This is a genomic window from Rubrivivax soli, from assembly GCF_049810355.1.
Lineage (GTDB): Bacteria > Pseudomonadota > Gammaproteobacteria > Burkholderiales > Burkholderiaceae_C > Rubrivivax.
The window spans coordinates 4,423,907-4,440,473 of the sequence record NZ_CP187368.1; the positions used below are offsets into that span (position 1 = coordinate 4,423,907).

Annotated in this window: 16 protein-coding genes and 1 tRNA gene; 10 read left to right on the forward strand and 7 right to left on the reverse strand. The window is 69.2% G+C overall.

From position 1 onward, the window contains the following. Positions 1-19 precede the first annotated feature (19 nt). Positions 20-769: a Nif3-like dinuclear metal center hexameric protein gene (locus ACPOLB_RS20325; RefSeq protein ID WP_425257852.1), complete on the forward strand. Its 750-nt coding sequence runs from the start codon at positions 20-22 to the stop codon at positions 767-769. Beyond that, a complete protein-coding gene (gene pdxA, locus ACPOLB_RS20330) occupies positions 766-1,776 on the forward strand; it encodes a 4-hydroxythreonine-4-phosphate dehydrogenase PdxA (protein ID WP_425257853.1) in 1,011 nt (336 codons plus the stop codon). The genes ACPOLB_RS20325 and pdxA overlap by 4 nt, the downstream gene beginning before the upstream one ends. A gap of 13 nt (positions 1,777-1,789) precedes the next feature. Here pdxA and ACPOLB_RS20335 read toward each other — a convergent pair whose 3' ends face one another. Both ACPOLB_RS20335 and mscL read right to left on the reverse strand, forming a co-directional pair. Beyond that, a complete protein-coding gene (locus tag ACPOLB_RS20335) occupies positions 1,790-4,198 on the reverse strand; it encodes a DUF1631 family protein (protein ID WP_425257854.1) in 2,409 nt (802 codons plus the stop codon). Positions 4,199-4,257: 59 nt separating this feature from the next. Continuing rightward, a complete protein-coding gene (mscL, locus tag ACPOLB_RS20340; protein ID WP_425257855.1) occupies positions 4,258-4,680 on the reverse strand; it encodes a large conductance mechanosensitive channel protein MscL in 423 nt (140 codons plus the stop codon). A gap of 222 nt (positions 4,681-4,902) precedes the next feature. Here mscL and petA point away from each other — a divergent pair, with 222 nt between their 5' ends. From petA to ACPOLB_RS20370, 6 genes are all read left to right on the forward strand, one after another. Continuing rightward, the gene (petA, locus tag ACPOLB_RS20345; RefSeq protein ID WP_425261954.1) at positions 4,903-5,541 is read left to right on the forward strand and encodes a ubiquinol-cytochrome c reductase iron-sulfur subunit; all 639 of its coding nucleotides are present in this window, start codon (positions 4,903-4,905) and stop codon (positions 5,539-5,541) included. Positions 5,542-5,570: 29 nt separating this feature from the next. Continuing rightward, complete coding sequence (locus tag ACPOLB_RS20350) at positions 5,571-6,977, forward strand: cytochrome b (protein ID WP_425257856.1); 1,407 nt, start codon at positions 5,571-5,573, stop codon at positions 6,975-6,977. Between the two features lie 23 nt (positions 6,978-7,000). Further along, on the forward strand, positions 7,001-7,774 hold the full coding sequence (locus ACPOLB_RS20355) for a cytochrome c1 (protein ID WP_425257857.1): 774 nt from the start codon (positions 7,001-7,003) through the stop codon (positions 7,772-7,774). A 133-nt stretch (positions 7,775-7,907) separates the two neighbouring features. Further along, complete coding sequence (locus ACPOLB_RS20360; RefSeq protein ID WP_425257858.1) at positions 7,908-8,519, forward strand: glutathione S-transferase N-terminal domain-containing protein; 612 nt, start codon at positions 7,908-7,910, stop codon at positions 8,517-8,519. Between the two features lie 10 nt (positions 8,520-8,529). Then, positions 8,530-9,054 (forward strand): ClpXP protease specificity-enhancing factor, encoded by a 525-nt coding sequence (locus ACPOLB_RS20365; protein WP_425257859.1) that lies wholly within the window; start codon positions 8,530-8,532, stop codon positions 9,052-9,054. 34 nt (positions 9,055-9,088) lie between these two features. Further along, a tRNA-Thr gene (locus tag ACPOLB_RS20370) sits at positions 9,089-9,164 on the forward strand. Positions 9,165-9,211: 47 nt separating this feature from the next. Here ACPOLB_RS20370 and ACPOLB_RS20375 read toward each other — a convergent pair. Beyond that, positions 9,212-9,526: a hypothetical protein gene (locus ACPOLB_RS20375; RefSeq protein WP_425257860.1), complete on the reverse strand. Its 315-nt coding sequence runs from the start codon at positions 9,524-9,526 to the stop codon at positions 9,212-9,214. 15 nt (positions 9,527-9,541) lie between these two features. On the opposite strand from ACPOLB_RS20375, the gene ACPOLB_RS20380 reads away from it, so the two are divergent. Both ACPOLB_RS20380 and secA read left to right on the forward strand, forming a co-directional pair. Then, positions 9,542-10,513: a M23 family metallopeptidase gene (locus ACPOLB_RS20380; protein ID WP_425257861.1), complete on the forward strand. Its 972-nt coding sequence runs from the start codon at positions 9,542-9,544 to the stop codon at positions 10,511-10,513. Positions 10,514-10,656: 143 nt separating this feature from the next. Next, the gene (gene secA, locus ACPOLB_RS20385) at positions 10,657-13,404 is read left to right on the forward strand and encodes a preprotein translocase subunit SecA (protein ID WP_425257862.1); all 2,748 of its coding nucleotides are present in this window, start codon (positions 10,657-10,659) and stop codon (positions 13,402-13,404) included. 88 nt (positions 13,405-13,492) lie between these two features. On the opposite strand, the gene nusB is transcribed toward secA, so the two are convergent. From nusB to ACPOLB_RS20405, 4 genes are all read right to left on the reverse strand, one after another. After that, positions 13,493-14,017 (reverse strand): transcription antitermination factor NusB, encoded by a 525-nt coding sequence (gene nusB, locus ACPOLB_RS20390; protein ID WP_425257863.1) that lies wholly within the window; start codon positions 14,015-14,017, stop codon positions 13,493-13,495. Further along, entirely contained in the window at positions 14,014-14,478 is a 465-nt protein-coding gene (gene ribH / locus ACPOLB_RS20395; protein ID WP_425257864.1) for a 6,7-dimethyl-8-ribityllumazine synthase, read from the reverse strand. Before ribH ends, nusB begins: the two co-directional genes overlap by 4 nt. Before the next feature lie 29 nt (positions 14,479-14,507). Continuing rightward, a complete protein-coding gene (ribBA, locus tag ACPOLB_RS20400) occupies positions 14,508-15,605 on the reverse strand; it encodes a bifunctional 3,4-dihydroxy-2-butanone-4-phosphate synthase/GTP cyclohydrolase II (protein WP_425257865.1) in 1,098 nt (365 codons plus the stop codon). A 95-nt stretch (positions 15,606-15,700) separates the two neighbouring features. Continuing rightward, entirely contained in the window at positions 15,701-16,537 is an 837-nt protein-coding gene (locus ACPOLB_RS20405) for a PEP-CTERM sorting domain-containing protein (protein WP_425257866.1), read from the reverse strand. Positions 16,538-16,567 lie beyond the last annotated feature (30 nt).

A 16,567-nucleotide genomic window follows, 5' to 3' on the forward strand; every position in this document is an offset into this window, starting at 1 on the left:
GGGAAAGGGCCGCGGCACCATGGCCGAGCTGAGAGAGATCGAGACGTTCCTGCAGACCTTGCTGCAACCGCAGGCGTTCCAGGATTATGGGCCGAACGGCCTGCAGGTCGAAGGTGTGCGCCCGGTGCGACGCATCGTCTCGGGCGTCACCGCCAGCCTCGACTGCATCGACGCCGCAATCGCCGCCGACGCCGACCTGCTGCTGGTGCACCACGGCCTGTTCTGGCGCGGCCAGGACGGGCGCCTCACCGGCTGGCTGGGCCACCGCGTGCGGCGCCTGATGCAGCACGGCATGCACCTGTTCGCCTACCACTTGCCGCTCGATGCGCACGCCGAGCTCGGCAACAACGCACAGCTGGGCCTGCGCCTGGGCCTGGCGGCAGACGGCCGTTTCGGCGACCAGGGCCTGGGCTGGATCGGTCCGGCCGGCGCCCACGGCACGCTGGCGGCGCTGGCCGATGCGGCGGGCCGCGCCCTGCAGCGCGTGCCCACCGTGCTGCCCGGTGACGGCCGGGCGCTGCGGCGCGTGGCCTGGTGCACCGGCGGCGCGCAAGGCTTCTTCGAGGCTGCGATCGCGGCCGGGGCCGATGCCTACATCACCGGCGAAGTCTCCGAACCGCAGGTGCATCTGGCGCGCGAGACCGGCGTCGCCTACCTCGCCTGCGGCCACCACGCCACCGAACGCTACGGCGCCCCGGCCGTGGCCGCGCACGTGGCGGCCCACTTCGGGCTGGAGCACCGCTTCGTCGAGATCGGCAATCCGGCATGAGCGCTCCGGCGAGTCCCGTGAAGCCGCTGCCCTTGCTGGTGACGATGGGCGACGCCGCCGGCATCGGCCCCGAAACCATCGTGCAGGCGTTCCGGGCCGGCGCACTGGCCGAGGCCGTGGTGGTGGGCGACCGCGACGTGCTGCGCCGCGCCGGCGCACCGATGACGGCGGTGGTCGACGCGCCGGCCGATCTCGCCGCGGTGCCGCCGGGCTGCCTGCCGGTGCTGGTGCCGCCGGGCCTGCCGGACGGACTGGCGGCGCTGCCCCTGGGGGCGGTCGACGCCCGCAACGGCGCTGCGGCGGCGCGCTGCATCGAGCACGCGGTGCGGTGCGTGCAGGCCGGCGAGGCGGCAGCCATCGTCACCGCACCCATCCACAAGGAGGCGCTCGCGGCCGCCGGCGTGCCGTTCCCGGGCCACACCGAGCTGCTGCAGGCGCTGGCGGCGCAAGCCGCGCCGGGCGGTGTCGCGCCACCGGTGCGCATGATGCTGGCCAACGACGAACTGCGCGTGGTGCTGGTCACCATCCACCAGTCGCTGCGCTCGGCCATCGACGCCGTCACCTTCGACGCCGTGCTGGACACGATCCGCATCGCGCACGCCGGCATCGGCCTGCAGCGTCCGCGCATCGCGGTGGCCGGGCTGAATCCGCACGCGGGCGAGGGCGGCCTGTTCGGCCGCGAAGAGATCGAGATCATCGGCCCGGCGGTGCAGGCCGCGCAGGCCGCAGGCATCGACGCCAGCGGCCCCTATGCGCCCGACACCGTGTTCATGCGCGCGCGCCGCGGCGCGTTCGACGTGGTGGTGGCGATGACGCACGACCACGGCCTGATCCCCGTCAAGTACCTGGGCGTGGAGCAGGGCGTGAACGTCACGCTCGGCCTGCCGTTCGTGCGCACCAGCCCCGACCACGGCACAGCCTTCGACATCGCCGGCCGCGGTCTGGCGGACCCGTCCAGCCTGGTGGCTGCGGTGCGCGCCGCGCGCCGCATTCTCGGGTCGCGCTGACGCCGCGCCGCGGTCAGTGCGTGCTGGCGGCGCCGCCGGGGCTGACGCCGGCCAGTTGGCGCCGTGCCCGCGCGGTGGCGCGCTCGAGCAGGTAGGCCTGCTCGAAGGCGCGCATGCGCCCGGTTTCGCACAACCGCACCAGCATGCGGTAGGTCAGCGAGATCGCCTGCTTGTGCCGCTTGCCGCGGTTGAAGACGAAGAAGCTGCGTCCGGCGCTGACGTGCACCAGACGCACCTTCTGCCAGTCGCCGTCGACGTGCATCTGGTACGCGAACCCGATCTGCACCGCGTCGGCCAGCGACTTGCCGCTGGTCGGGTCCAGCGGTTCGGCCGGCTCGTTGGCCGGCGTGGGCAGGCCATCGATCTGCACGTCGGCGGCGCTGAGTTCAGGCTCGGCACCGAGGTCGATGTCGACCTGGCCGTTCCAGTCGAACGAGGCTTCGTCGACCAGGCCGATGCGCTGGGCTTCCTCGGGGCTGAACTGGGGGGCGGCGACTTCCTCGCGCAGCACAGGCAGCGCGGCCGGCGCCAGCTTGAGGTCGGCGCGTGACGGCAGCGGCTTGTCGAGCGCGCCGTCGACCTGCTTGGCGAGCATGTTGAAGTCCAGCGCCCGCAGCGGCGCGGCCTTCAGCGATTCGGCGTGCGTCGGCAACAGCTTGCCGAAGAATTCGCGCCGCGCGGCGTCGGGCCAGCCGATCAGCGCCATGCCCTCGCCCAGTTCCTTCATCAGCTTGGGCAGGTCGGCCAGGAAGGTCTTGCGCTGCGCCGGCGACGTCTTGGGCTGCACGCTCATGAAGAGCTCGCGGCCCACGTGCCGCAGGCGCTTGAGCTGCTCGCCCTGCGGGCCGCCCAGTTCGGCCGCGCGCAGCAGCACCTGGCTCCAGACCTGGCTGATGAAGTCGCGCACGAAGTCGGGTGCCGACAGGCTCTTCAGCTCGCCCTGCAGCTGCTGCGCGTACAGCGCACGCAGGCGCTGTTCGTCTTCCTTGGCCTGCAGCAGGTCGGCGGCGCCGCCCTGGGCCTGGGCCTCGCGCTGGCCCTGTTCGGCGATGAAGCCCTCCAGCGCCTGGAGCTTCTGTTCGTAGACCTCGATCTGGTCGAAGTCGCCCTCGACCACTTCCTGCACCAGCGCCTTGACCTTGCCCAGCACGCGCTGCGCGCTGTCTTCGTCGAAGGTCTCGAAGGCCGCGCCCAGCGAGGCGATGCGGTTCACGAAGCGTCGCACCGGATGCTTGCGCGACGAGAAGAAGCTCGGGTCGCCCAGCGCCGCGCGCAGCACCGGCAGCTGCAGCCGCGCGATCTGGCGCGCCATCTGCGGCGGCACCTTGGGATCGGACAGGATCTGGTCGAACAGCGTGCCGATGATGTCGATCACCATGTGATCGAGCTTGCCGGTGCTGGCCTGGCGCAGTTCCTCGCGGTGCGCGTGGATCAGGTTGGGCAGCACGGCGCCGCCGCTGCCGGCCCAGTCGCTGCTGCCGCCGAAGTCGCCCATCTCGCCCGGGCCGACGTCGGTGAAGGCCAGGCGGCGGATCACCGACATCAAGGCCGGGTCGACCTGGCCGATCGGCGTGCCGCGGCCCATGCCGCCGGGTCGGGTGGCCCCGCCGAAGCCGCCGGGGTGGCTGCTGCCGGTGCGCCGGCCGCCGTAGCGGCTGTCGTAGCCGCTGGGCACGCCGCCGTAGCCGCCCTGGCTGTGGCCGCCGTGGCGCTCGTCCAGCCCCACCGGCCGGCCCAGCGTGTCGTAGCCCGAGACGGCGCCGCCGGCCGGGCCGCGCGGCTCCGCGGTGCGCACCGTCAGGCCGGCCGGCTGCACACCGGCCTGGCGCAGGTCGGTGATGATGTCGGCGTAGGCCTGCTGCAGCAGGCTGGCCATCGAGCGGCCGACCTCGGTCGCCAGCACCTTGCGCACGTCGGCGCGCTCGGAGACGTCGTCGATGGCGCGCAGCATCGCGTTGCCCACGATCTCGGGGCGCAGCGGATTGCGGTCGCTGTCGTTGCGCTGCTTGCCCAGCAGTGCCGTGACGTACGCACCCAGCTCGCGCAGTTCCCATTCGCAGGCGTGCGCGATCTCGAGGGCGAAGCGCTCCGCCGAGACCTCACGCTCCAGTTCCTTGTCCTCGACGAGGCTGAGCGAATCCCACGAGGTGGGCGCAGCGGCTTCGCCCGAGCGCGGTGCCACCTCGCGCAGCAGGCGCTGGTCGAAGCTCTCGTTGAAGGCCAGCGCGAAGACGGCCGACTTGCGGTTCAGCTCGAACTGCGCGCCCAGCAGCACGTCGCGCTGGAACACGTTGTTCGTGGCCAGCGCCGCCAGGCCGAGGCTTTCGATCGTGCGCTCGGTCGCCGCACGCGCGGCGTGCTTGATCCGCTGGACGGCATGTTCCAGTGGCGCTGGCAGTCGGTGGACGGGGTTCGGGTTCATGCGTGCGGGCAGCCGCCTAGTATGCGGCAACCGCCCGCGGCGGGCGTCGGCCCCGGCCCCTACTTGCGGGACAGCGCGTCGCGGATCTCACGCAGCAGCAGCACGTCCTCGGGCGTCGGTGCCGGCGGGGCGGGCGGCGCCGGCGGCTGGTTGCGCTTGAGCTTGTTGATCTGCTTGACCATCATGAAGATGATGAAGGCCAGGATGATGAAGTTCACCGAGACCGTGATGAAGCTGCCGTAGGCGAACACGGCGCCAGCCTTCTTGGCCTCGACCAGCGTGGTCGCGGTCTGGCCCGACAGCGGGATGAAGTAGTTGCTGAAGTCCAGGCCGCCGAAGATCTTGCCGACGATGGGCATGATCACGTCGCCGACCAGCGAGTCGACGATCTTGCCGAAGGCGCCGCCGATGATCACGCCCACCGCGAGGTCGATGACGTTACCTTTGGTGGCGAATTCCTTGAACTCCGATACGACACTCATGCGGCGCACTCCTGGGTTGTTGTCTTGTGGATGCAGCAGCCGGTGCAGCCCGGCCGCGCCGGAAGCTTCCGGCGCGGCAACGGTAGGTGGCGCTGGTGCCGGCGTCAAGTCGGCGTCAGAGCCGCCCGCGCCCGAGCGCGGGCCAGGGTCAGTGGCCTCGGCTAGAATCCCGGGTTGACCCGAATCCCCCCAGAACATCGTCAAGGACATCCAATGTCGGACATGACTCAGGCCGCCGCGCACGCCGCCGGACCGGCAGGCGCCTCCAGCGAGGCCGCCGTCGACCAAAGCCGCCGTACCTGGATCGCCATCACCTGCGGCGCCGGCGCCGTCGGCGGTGCCGCGGTCGCCGTGCCGTTCATCAGCACCTTCGCGCCGTCGGAGCGTGCCCGCGCAGCCGGCGCGCCGGTGCAGGTGGACATCAGCGCCATCCAGCCGGGCGAGAAGCTCACGGTCGAGTGGCGCGGCAAGCCGGTGTGGATCGTGCGCCGCACGAAGGAGCAGCTCGAGGCGCTGCCGAAGCTGGACCCGCAGCTGGCCGACCCGAAGTCCGACCGCACGCAGTACCCGACGCCCGACTACGCGAAGAACGAGTGGCGCTCGATCAAGCCCGAGTTCTTCGTCGGCGTCGGCATCTGCTCGCACCTGGGCTGCTCGCCGAGCGACAAGTTCACCACCGGCGCCCAGCCGTCGCTGCCCGACGACTGGGCCGGCGGCTTCCTGTGCCCGTGCCACGGCTCCACCTTCGACATGGCCGGCCGCGTGTTCAAGAACAAGCCCGCGCCCGACAACCTGGAAGTGCCGCCGCACATGTACTTGTCCGACACCGTTCTGCTGATCGGTGAAGACAAGAAGGCCTGAGCTCGCAGTCAAGGACCAAGGTCAAACACATGGCTGAATTCAAGCAATTGCCCCCTGGCGCCCCGGTGTCCGCGCAGGTCACCAACTGGTTCCAGAACCGCATCCCGACGGCGTTCGACGCCTACAAGGTGCACATGTCGGAGTACTACGCTCCGAAGAACTTCAACTTCTGGTACTTCTTCGGCTCGCTGGCGATGCTGGTGCTGGTGATCCAGATCGTCACCGGCATCTTCCTGGTGATGCACTACAAGCCCGACGCGGCGCTGGCCTTCGCATCGGTCGAGTACATCATGCGCGACGTGCCCTGGGGCTGGCTGGTGCGCTACATGCACAGCACCGGCGCCTCGGCCTTCTTCGTCGTGGTCTACCTGCACATGTTCCGCGGCATGATCTACGGCAGCTACAAGAAGCCGCGCGAACTGGTCTGGATCTTCGGTTGCGCCATCTTCCTGTGCCTGATGGCCGAGGCCTTCATGGGCTATCTGCTGCCGTGGGGCCAGATGTCGTACTGGGGCGCGCAGGTCATCATCAACCTGTTCGCCGCCATCCCGTTCGTCGGTGAGGACCTGTCGCTGCTGATCCGCGGCGACTACGTCGTCGGCGACGCCACCCTGAACCGCTTCTTCAGCTTCCACGTCATCGCCGTGCCGCTGGTGCTGCTGGGCCTGGTCGTGGCGCACCTGCTGGCGCTGCACGACGTGGGTTCCAACAACCCCGACGGCATCGAGATCAAGGCCAAGAAGGACCCGAAGACCGGCATTCCGCTCGACGGCATCCCCTTCCACCCGTACTACTCGGTGCACGACATCATGGGGGTCAGCGTCTTCCTGATGATCTTCAGCGCGGTGATCTTCTTCGCGCCCGAAGGCGGCGGCTACTTCCTCGAGTACAACAACTTCATTCCGGCCGATCCGCTGAAGACGCCGGCGCACATCGCCCCGGTCTGGTACTTCACGCCGTACTACTCGATGCTGCGCGCCGTCACCGACGACATGGTCACCGTGTTCGTGGTGCTGATCGCCGTGGCCGGCGTGCTGGCCTTCCTGAAGGGCGGCTTCAAGGGCCTGTGGAAGTGGGCGCCGCTGGTGTTCGCGCTGGTTGCGTGCCTGCTGCTGAAGGCCTTCGACGCCAAGTTCTGGGGCGTCGTGGTGATGGGCCTGGCGGTGATGATCATGTTCCCGCTGCCCTGGCTGGACCGCAGCCCGGTGCGCTCGATCCGCTACCGCCCGAACTGGAACAAGTGGCTGTACGGCGCCTTCGTCATCAACTTCTTCGTGCTGGGCTACCTGGGCATCAAGCCGCCTTCCGACATCGGCACCCTGGTGTCGCAGGCCGGCACGCTGTTCTACTTCGGCTTCTTCCTGCTGATGCCGTGGTGGAGCCGCATCGGCGAGTTCAAGCGCGTGCCCGACCGCGTCACCTTCCAGCCGCACTGAGCCTGGCAGCGAAAGTCCACAACATGAAGAAACTGATCCTCTCCCTGCTGGCCAGCTTGTCGATCTTCGGCACGACGGCCCATGCGGCCGGTGGCGGCATCGCCTGGGACAAGTTCCCGACCGAGCGCGTGACCGACATGGCGGCGCTGCAGAACGGCGCCAAGCTGTTCGTCAACTACTGCCTGAACTGCCACCAGGCAGCGTTCATGCGTTACAACCGCCTGCGCGACATCGGCCTGACCGAGCAGCAGATCAAGGACAACCTGATCTTCACCGGTGCCAAGGTCGGCGACCTCATGAAGGTACCGCTGGATCCGAAGGACGCGAAGGACTGGTTCGGCGGCCTGCCGCCCGACCTGACGCTGATCGCGCGGTCGCGCTCGGCCGCGGGCCAGGGCACGGGTGCGGACTACGTCTACACCTACCTGCGCACCTACTACCGCGACGAGACCAAGGCCACCGGCTGGAACAATCTCGCGTTCCCCGGCGTCGGCATGCCGCACGTGCTGTGGGAACTGCAGGGCCAGCAGCGCGCCGTCTTCGCCGAGGAGAAGGACCCGCACGACGCGACGAAGGTGGTCCAGGTCTTCAAGGGCTTCGAGCAGATCACGCCGGGCACCATGACGCAGGCCGAGTACAACACCGCGACGGCCGATCTGGTGGCCTTCCTGCAGTGGATGGGCGAGCCCGTGCAGAACAGCCGCACGCGCCTGGGCGTCTGGGTGCTGATCTTCCTTGGCGTGTTCACCGTCATCGCCTGGCGCCTGAACGCGGCGTTCTGGAAGGACATCAAGTAAGTCCTCGATTCGTCGGCGCGCCTGGCGCGCCGCATGTCCAGCGCAGTGGGCGCCGTCCGGCACCCACTGCGTTCGTTTCTTTTCCGGGGCCAGCTGGCCCTTTTGACGACGCATAGAAGAAGGGCCACCCACCATGATGGTGCTTTACTCCGGAACCACCTGCCCCTATTCGCACCGCTGCCGCTTCGTGCTGTTCGAGAAGGGCATGGATTTCGAGATCCGCGACGTCGACCTGTTCGCGAAGCCCGAAGACATCGCGCTGATGAACCCGTACAACGAGGTGCCCATCCTGGTGGAGCGCGACCTCATCCTGTACGAGTCGCACATCATCAACGAGTACATCGACGAGCGTTTCCCGCATCCGCAGCTGATGCCGGGCGACCCGGTGGCGCGTGCCCGCGTGCGGCTGTTCCTCTTCAACTTCGAGAAGGAACTGTTCGCGCACGTGAACCTGCTGGAAAGCCGCGGCGTGAAGGCCACGGACAAGCAGCTGGAGAAGGCGCGCAGCCAGATCCGCGACCGGCTGACGCAGCTGGCGCCGATCTTCCTGAAGAACAAGTACATGCTGGGCGACGACTTCAGCATGCTCGACGTCGCCATCGCGCCGCTGCTGTGGCGCCTGGACTACTACGGCATCGATCTCAGCAAGAACGCGGTGCCACTGTTGAAGTACGCCGAGCGCATCTTCTCGCGCCCGGCCTACATCGAGGCGCTGACGCCCTCCGAGAAGGTGATGCGCAAGTAAGGGCACGGCGATGACGGGCACCGACGTCAACCAGGGCACGTCCACGCGGCCCTACCTGCTGCGCGCGCTGCACGACTGGTGCACCGACAACGGCTTCACGCCGTACATCGCCGTGTACGTCGACGCCTCCGTGCAGGTGCCGATGGAGTACGTGAAGAACAACGAGATCGTTCTCAACGTGGGCTTCGAGGCGACCTCCGGCCTGAAGCTGGGCAACGAGTTCGTCGAGTTCAAGGCGCGCTTCGGCGGCGCCTCGCGCGACATCCAGGTGCCCGTCGACCACGTCGTGGCCATCTACGCCCGCGAGAATGGCCAGGGCATGGCCTTCCCGGTGCCCACCGACAGCGGCAGCGGCCCCGCCGAGACGCCGCCTGCAGCGGCCGAGTCCGGCAAGCCGCCGACGCCGTTGCGCGGTCTGCGCCTGGCGACGTCGGAGCCCGAGGCCGACGCCGAGTCCGCCGACGACGGTCCTGTCGACGAGCCGCCGGACCCGGCCACGCCGGGCGGCCGTCCGGCGCTCAAGCGTGTCAAGTGATCGCGGCGGCTCCTAGAATCCGCTGCCTGACCACGCCGGCTTAGCTCAGTTGGTAGAGCACCCGCCTTGTAAGCGGAAGGTCTTCGGTTCGATTCCGAAAGCCGGCACCACCGCCCGCCAGCCGCAGCCCGGTCCTTGACCGGGCCGTCACAGCGCGTCACGACTTCGGTTGTATGCGCACCTTGATGGGTGTACCCTGCCAGCCCCCGGCTTGCAGCGCGGCTTCCAGTCGCGGCAGCAGCTGACGCAGCTTGGCTGCGGCGGCACCGTGGGCCACCAGCAACTGCCACCCTTCGTCGTCCAGCGGCCCGGGGCGCACGGCCTCGCGCAGGCCGGGCGGCAGCAGCGGGCTCACGGCGGCGAAGCGGGCCTGGGATTCGCGCGCCAATTGCAGCAGCCGCGCCAGCGGCGTGCTGTGGCCCAGCGCTTCGCCGAGAGCGAAGGTGCCGGGGTGGTACGAGGGTCGAGCCATGAACGGAGTCTAGCGATGCAGGTGCTCATCACCCACGGCAGCATGGCGCGCACGCGCGTGCTGCAGTTCAGCCGGGTGCAGTTGGTGGCGGCAGGGCTGGTGCTGGCCTGCCTGCTGATGCTGGCTTCGGGTGCGATCTACCACTTCATCTTCCTGAAGGCCGCCCGCGAAGGCTGGCCCGTGGTGAGTGCCATCGTGCGGCTGGTCGTGCGCGACGAGATCGCCCAGCGCGACCGCTTCATGCGCGAGAACCTGGACGCCATCGCGCAGAAGGTCGGCGAGATGCAGGCCAAGCTGGTGAAGCTCGAAGCGATGGGCGAGCGGGTCTCGGGCCTGGCAGGCGTCAAGGCCGAAGACCTGGGGCCGCTGCAGCGCACCGATGCCGATGGCAAGGGTGGCCCGTTCGTGCCGGCCCCAGTCGCCCGCCCCTCGCTGCAGCAGTTGCAGCAGTTCGTCGACAGCATGGACCTGGCCACCGACCAGCACACCGACGTCTTCACCCTGATCGAATCGCGCCTGCTCGAAACGCGCCTGCAGGCGCTGATGATCCCGAATTCGCAGCCGGTGGACGGCCCCATCGGCTCCGGCTTCGGCTTCCGGTCCGACCCTTTCAGCGGCCGCGCCGCGCTGCACACGGGCCTGGACTTCCCGGCGCCGCCGGGCACGCCGATCCACGCCGCTGCGGGCGGACTCGTGCTCGACAGGGGCTTCCACCCGGAGTACGGCAACGTGATCGAGATCGACCACGGCAACGGCCTGTCCACGCGCTACGCGCACTGCTCGCAACTGCTGGTGGCGGCCGGGGCCCTGGTCAAGCGCGGCGAGCGCATCGCCCTGGTCGGCAGTTCCGGCCGGTCCACCGGCCCGCACCTGCACTTCGAGGTGCTGGTGGACGGTGTGCCGCAGAACCCGCTGCGCTTCCTGGGCGGCGGCCGCGGCGCACCGTCGCCGGCCCTGGCCGAAGGCCGGGCGCCCAGGCGGCGCTGAGCTAAACTCAAGGGCTTCGTGCCTGCGTCCCGGCACCCCGCATCCGGGGGCCGCGGCCGGCCTGCAGCGCTGCCTTGCAGAACTGCGGGCCCGGCCCCAGATGCCGCTGCGCACCCCATCACTCCTGCCCCAGCGGACGCTGCATGTTCCCCAAGATCCTGACCCAGATTTTCGGCAGTCGCAACGATCGCCTGCTGAAGCAGTACCGGCGCACGGTGGAAGCGATCAACGCACTGGAGCCCCGGTTCGAGGCGCTGGACGACGCGGCGCTGCGCGCCAAGACCGACGAATTCAAGCAGCGCCTGGCCGCAGGCTCCACGCTCGACGACCTGCTGCCCGAGGCCTTCGCCGTGGTGCGCGAAGCCGGCAAGCGCACGCTGAAGATGCGGCACTTCGACGTGCAGCTGATCGGCGGCATGGCGCTGCACTACGGCAAGATCGCCGAGATGCGCACCGGCGAAGGCAAGACGCTGATGGCGACGCTGCCGGTGTACCTGAACGCCTTGTCCGGCAAGGGCGTGCACCTCGTCACCGTCAACGACTACCTGGTGCGTCGCGATGCCGAGTGGATGGGGCGGCTGTACAACTTCCTCGGTCTCACCGTGGGCGTCAACGTCGCCGGCATGGCGCGTGAAGAGAAGCAGGCGGCCTTCGCCGCCGACATCACCTACGGCACGAACAACGAGTTCGGCTTCGACTACCTGCGCGACAACATGGTGCTGGAAGTGCGCGACCGTGTCGCGCGCGGCCTGAACTTCGCCATCGTCGACGAGGTGGACTCCATCCTCATCGACGAGGCGCGCACGCCGCTGATCATCAGCGGCCAGGCCGAAGACCACACCGAGCTGTACGTGCGCATCAACGCCGTGATCCCGCAGCTCAAGAAGCAGGTCGGCGAAGCCGACCCGCGCACCGGCGAAGGAGTCATCGAACCCGGCGACTTCACCGTCGACGAGAAGACGCACCAGGTCTTCCTCACCGAAGCCGGCCACGAGAAGGCCGAGGCCGTGCTGCTGCAGGCCGGCCTGCTGGCCGAGGGCGCAAGCCTGTACGACCCCTCCAACATCGCGCTGATGCACCACGTGTACGCGGCGCTGCGCGCCACGCACCTGTACAACCGCGACCAGCACTACGTGGTGCAGAACGGCGAAGTCGTCATCGTCGACGAATTCACCGGCCGCCTGATGACGGGCCGGCGCTGGAGCGACGGCCTGCACCAGGCCGTGGAAGCCAAGGAAGGCGTCCAGATCCAGAGCGAGAACCAGACCCTCGCCTCGATCACCTTCCAGAACTACTTCCGCATGTACGCCAAGCTCGGCGGCATGACCGGCACGGCCGACACCGAGGCCTTCGAGTTCCAGGAGATCTACGGCCTGGAGACGGTGGTGATCCCGCCGAACAAGCCGACGATCCGCAAGGACGACAACGACCTCATCTACAAGACGGCCAAGGAGAAGTACGACGCCGTCGTCGCCGACATCCGCGACTGCTACGAACGCGGCCAGCCGGTGCTGGTGGGCACCACCTCGATCGAGAACTCCGAGCTCATCTCCGCGCTGCTGACCAAGGCCAAGCTGCCCCACCACGTGCTGAACGCCAAGCAGCACGCCAAGGAAGCCGAGATCGTGGCGCAGGCCGGGCGGCCGAAGATGGTGACGATCGCCACCAACATGGCCGGCCGCGGCACCGACATCGTGCTCGGCGGCAACGTCGAGAAGCAGATCCAGTTCCTCGAAGCCGACCCCAGCCTGTCGGCCGAGGAGAAGGCTGCACGCGCCAAGCAGCTGCAGGACGAGTGGCAGGGCCTGCACGATCAGGTGAAGTCGCTCGGCGGCCTGCGCATCGTGGCCACCGAGCGCCACGAGAGCCGGCGCATCGACAACCAGCTGCGCGGCCGCTCGGGCCGCCAGGGCGACCCGGGTGCCAGCCGCTTCTACCTGAGCCTGGACGACCCGCTGATGCGCATCTTCGCGGGCGACCGCGTGCGCGCCATCATGGACCGGCTGAAGATGCCCGAGGGCGAGGCCATCGAGGCCGGCATCGTCAACCGCAGCATCGAGAGCGCGCAGCGCAAGGTCGAGGCGCGCAACTTCGACGTGCGCAAGCAGCTGCTCGAGTACGACGACGTCAGCAACGACCAGCGCAAGGTCATCTACCAGCAGCGCAACGAGATCCTCGAGGCCGACAGCCTGGACGCGCAGATCGCCAACCTGCGCAAGAGCGCGATGACCGAGGTCGTGCGCACCTTCGTGCCGGCCGAGAGCCTGGAAGAGCAGTGGGACCTGCCGGGGCTGGAGAAGGTGCTGAAGGAGGAGTGGCAGCTCGACGTCGCGCTGCGCAGTGTCGTCGAGGGCAGCGACAGCATCACCGACGACGACATCGTCGAGAAGGTCGTGGCCGCGGCCGACGCGCTGTTCGCCAGCAAGGTCGAAGCCGTGGGCATGGAGCAGTTCACGCCCTTCATGCGCATGGTGCTGCTGCAGAGCATCGACAGCCACTGGCGCGAGCACCTGGCGGCGCTGGACTACCTGCGCCAGGGCATCCACCTGCGCGGCTATGCGCAGAAGAACCCCAAGCAGGAATACAAGCGCGAGGCCTTCGAGCTCTTCAGCCAGTTGCTGGACGTGGTGAAGATGGAAGTCACGCGTGTGCTGATGACGGTGCGCATCCAGTCACAGGACCAGGCGGCGCAGGCAGCCGAGGCCATCGAGCAGCAAGCCAGCCAGCTGTCGAACGTGACCTACACGCACCCGAACGAAGACGGCAGCGTCTCGCAGGACGCCGACCCCGCCACCCAGCCGGGCGGCGGCTTGCCCCGCGTGGGCCGCAACGACCCGTGCCCGTGCGGCAGCGGCAAGAAGTACAAGGCCTGCCACGGCCGTCTGGCCTGAACGCGGGGCGGTCTCCGGGGAGGGGGGATCGCGGTCCGCCGCCAGCAAGGCTGCGCGCCGCGGCCTCGTGCCGGCCGCGGCAGGGCCGTCAGGACGGGCGTCCGGCGCGGCGGGCCGCCACCTCGACCGGGCGCAGGTCCCCTGCGGCCTTGTCGAGCACGCCGTTGACGTACTTGTGGCCGTCGGTGCCGCCGAAGCTCTTCGCCAGCTCGACCGCTTCGTTGATGACGACGCGGTACGGGATGTCCATGCAGTGGGTCAGTTCGTACGCACCGATCAGCAGCACGCCGTGCTCCACCGGGGAGAGCTGTGCCGTGGGCCGGTCGACATGGCGCTTCAGCACGGCGTCGAGCGCGGCGGCTTCGGCGATGCAGCCGTGCAGCAGGGCGTCGAAGTGTGCGCGGTCGCACTTCTCGAAGCCTTCATGCTCGTGCATGTGCGCGTCGATGACGGCAGGCTCGCCGCCGCCCAGCAGCCATTCGTACAGGCCTTGCAGGGCGAGCATGCGCGAGCGGCGGCGCGGCGAGATCTTGGCCGGCGCACGCTTCGTGGCGGCGGGGGCGCCGGTGTCGGCCGTGTTGGCGTCAGGGCGCTCGGGGGCGTCGGTGCTCAAGTGAGGTCTTCCAGCAGGTTGGCCATTTCCACCGCCACGCGGGCGGCGTCGCGGCCCTTGTCCTCGGCGCGGGCCCAGGCCTGGGCTTCGTTCTCGACGGTCAGGATGGCGTTGGCGACCGGCACCTGGTGGTCCAGCGCCACGCGCGAGACCCCGGCCCCGCTTTCGTTGGCGACCAGTTCGAAGTGGTAGGTCTCGCCGCGGATGATGCAGCCCAGCGCGATGAGCGCGTCGTACTCGCCCGACTCGGCCATGGCCTTCAGCACCACCGGCACCTCCAGGGCGCCGGGCACGGTGACGTGCTTGATGTCGCCGGGGTCGACCTCCAGCCGGTCGAGCTCGCTGAAGCAGGCCTCGGCCAGCTTGGAGGTGATGGCGTCGTTGAAGCGTGCGCGCACGATGCCGATGCGCAGGCCCTCGCCGATGAGTTCGCCCGCGGTGCCCTTGTCGGCTGCTTGCATGTGCTGTTCTCCTGGGGGGGGGCGGGCGTTCAGTTGGCGGCGGCCACGAAGCCGGTGACTTCGAGTCCGTAGCCGACCATGCTGGGCATGCGGCGCGGGCTGCCCAGCAGCTGCATGCGGCGCACCCCGAGTTCGCGCAGGATCTGTGCGCCGACGCCGTAGGTGCGCAGGTCCATCTGCGCGCGGGGCGCCGCGGGGCGTTCGGCCGCAGGCAGCACCTGCGGCAGGAGGGCTTCGACGTCGTGCGAGCAGTTCAGCAGCACGGCCACGCCGTGGTGGCTCTGGCGCAGCCGGGCCAGCGCCTGCGGCAGGGGCCACGAATGCCCGCTGCTGCCGGCGTCGAGCATGTCGAACACCGTGAAGGGTTCGTGCACCCGCACCGGTACCGCGTCGTCGGGCGTCCACTGGCCGTGGCTCAGGGCCAGGTGCAGGTTGCCGCTCTTGTCGCGGAAGGCGCTGCAGTCGAACTCGCCCTGCGGCGTGGCCAGGCGGCGCTGGCCCACGCGCTGGATCAGCGTCTCGTTGCGGCTGCGGTAGCCGATGAGGTCGGCGATGGTGCCGATCTTCAGGCCGTGCTCGCGCGCGAAGACCTCCAGGTCGGGCAGGCGCGCCATGGTGCCGTCGTCCTTCATGATCTCGCAGATCACGGCGGCGGGCGTCAGCCCGGCCATGCCGGCGAGGTCGCAGCCGGCCTCGGTGTGGCCGGCGCGCATCAGCACGCCGCCGTCCTGGGCCTGCAGCGGGAAGATGTGGCCGGGTTGCACCAGGTCGGCTGCCGTCGCGTCGCGCGCCACGGCGACCGCCACCGTCCGTGCGCGGTCGGCGGCCGAGATGCCGGTGGTGACACCCGTGGCGGCCTCGATCGACACCGTGAACGCGGTGCCGTGCTTGGTGCCGTTGCGCGTGGCCATCGGCGGCAGTTGCAGGCGCTCGCAGCGCTCGCGCGTGAGCGTCAGGCAGATCAGGCCGCGCGCGTGGCGGGCCATGAAGTTGATCGCCTCGGGCGTGACGTGCTCGGCGGCGAGCACGAGGTCGCCTTCGTTTTCGCGGTCCTCCTCGTCGACGAGGATGACCATGCGGCCGGCGGCGAGTTCGGCCACCAGCTCGGGAACAGGTGCAATCGGCATGGGGGGATTGTAGGCGGCGGGCTGTTTTCGGCCTGCCACAAAGGCGACGGGCGGGCCGCCTGTCGGCGCCCGCCCGTGGTTCGGGGACGAAGGACTCAGGCCTGCGGCGTGCGGGCCTTGCGGCGCGAGGCGGCCAGGCCAGCCAGGCTCAGCGCGGCCAGGGCCAGGGTGCCGGGCTCGGGCACGCCGGTCGGGGGCGGTGTGACCGTGCCTGCGTCATAGTTGGCCAACGCGAGGTCGTCGAAGCCCAGGAAGTCGTAGTTCAGCGGGTCGGTGGCCGACTGCAGGATGCTGAAGCTGACGCCGGCGTACGAACGTGCCTTGTCGATGAAGCCGAAGTGCAGCAGCGAGCCGTCGCCGCCACCTTCATTGGTGACCAGCGCTTCGCTGCCGGTGGGGCCGGAGATCTGCACCTTGGTGCCCGCCACGCCGACCAGGTTGCCGGCGACATCGCGTTCCAGCAGTTCGATGAAGACGGCGCCGTCGAAGTCGGAGAAGTCGGTGCCGAAGAAGGCGAAGGCCGAGTAGTCGCCGCCGAAGGCCAGCGTGAAGCTCACCGCGGTCTCGATGAAGTTGCAGCCGGTGCCCACCACGCAGTCGGGCGTGGTGTTGTAGCGGCCGAGCGGGCCGTCGCCGGAGTCGGTGACGTTGGTCACGGTGCCGGAGGCCGGCGGCAGGATGGTGGCGGCGCCACCGAACAGGCCCAGGCCCGACACGCTGGTGCCGCTGGCGATGGATTCCAGGCTTTCGTTCTTGGTGTCCTTCACCATGCCGAGGAAGTCGTTGCGCAGTTGCAGCACGGCCAGCGCATCTTCGCTGGTCAGGTCGCCGTTCACGTTGGCGCTGCCGAAATACGGCAGGTACTCGGGCGCGGCCTGGACTGCGGAGGTCAGCGCCAGGGCTGCAGCAGCCAGGGCGGCACGGACCGTCAATCGACTTGTTTTCATCTGTGGACTCCTCGG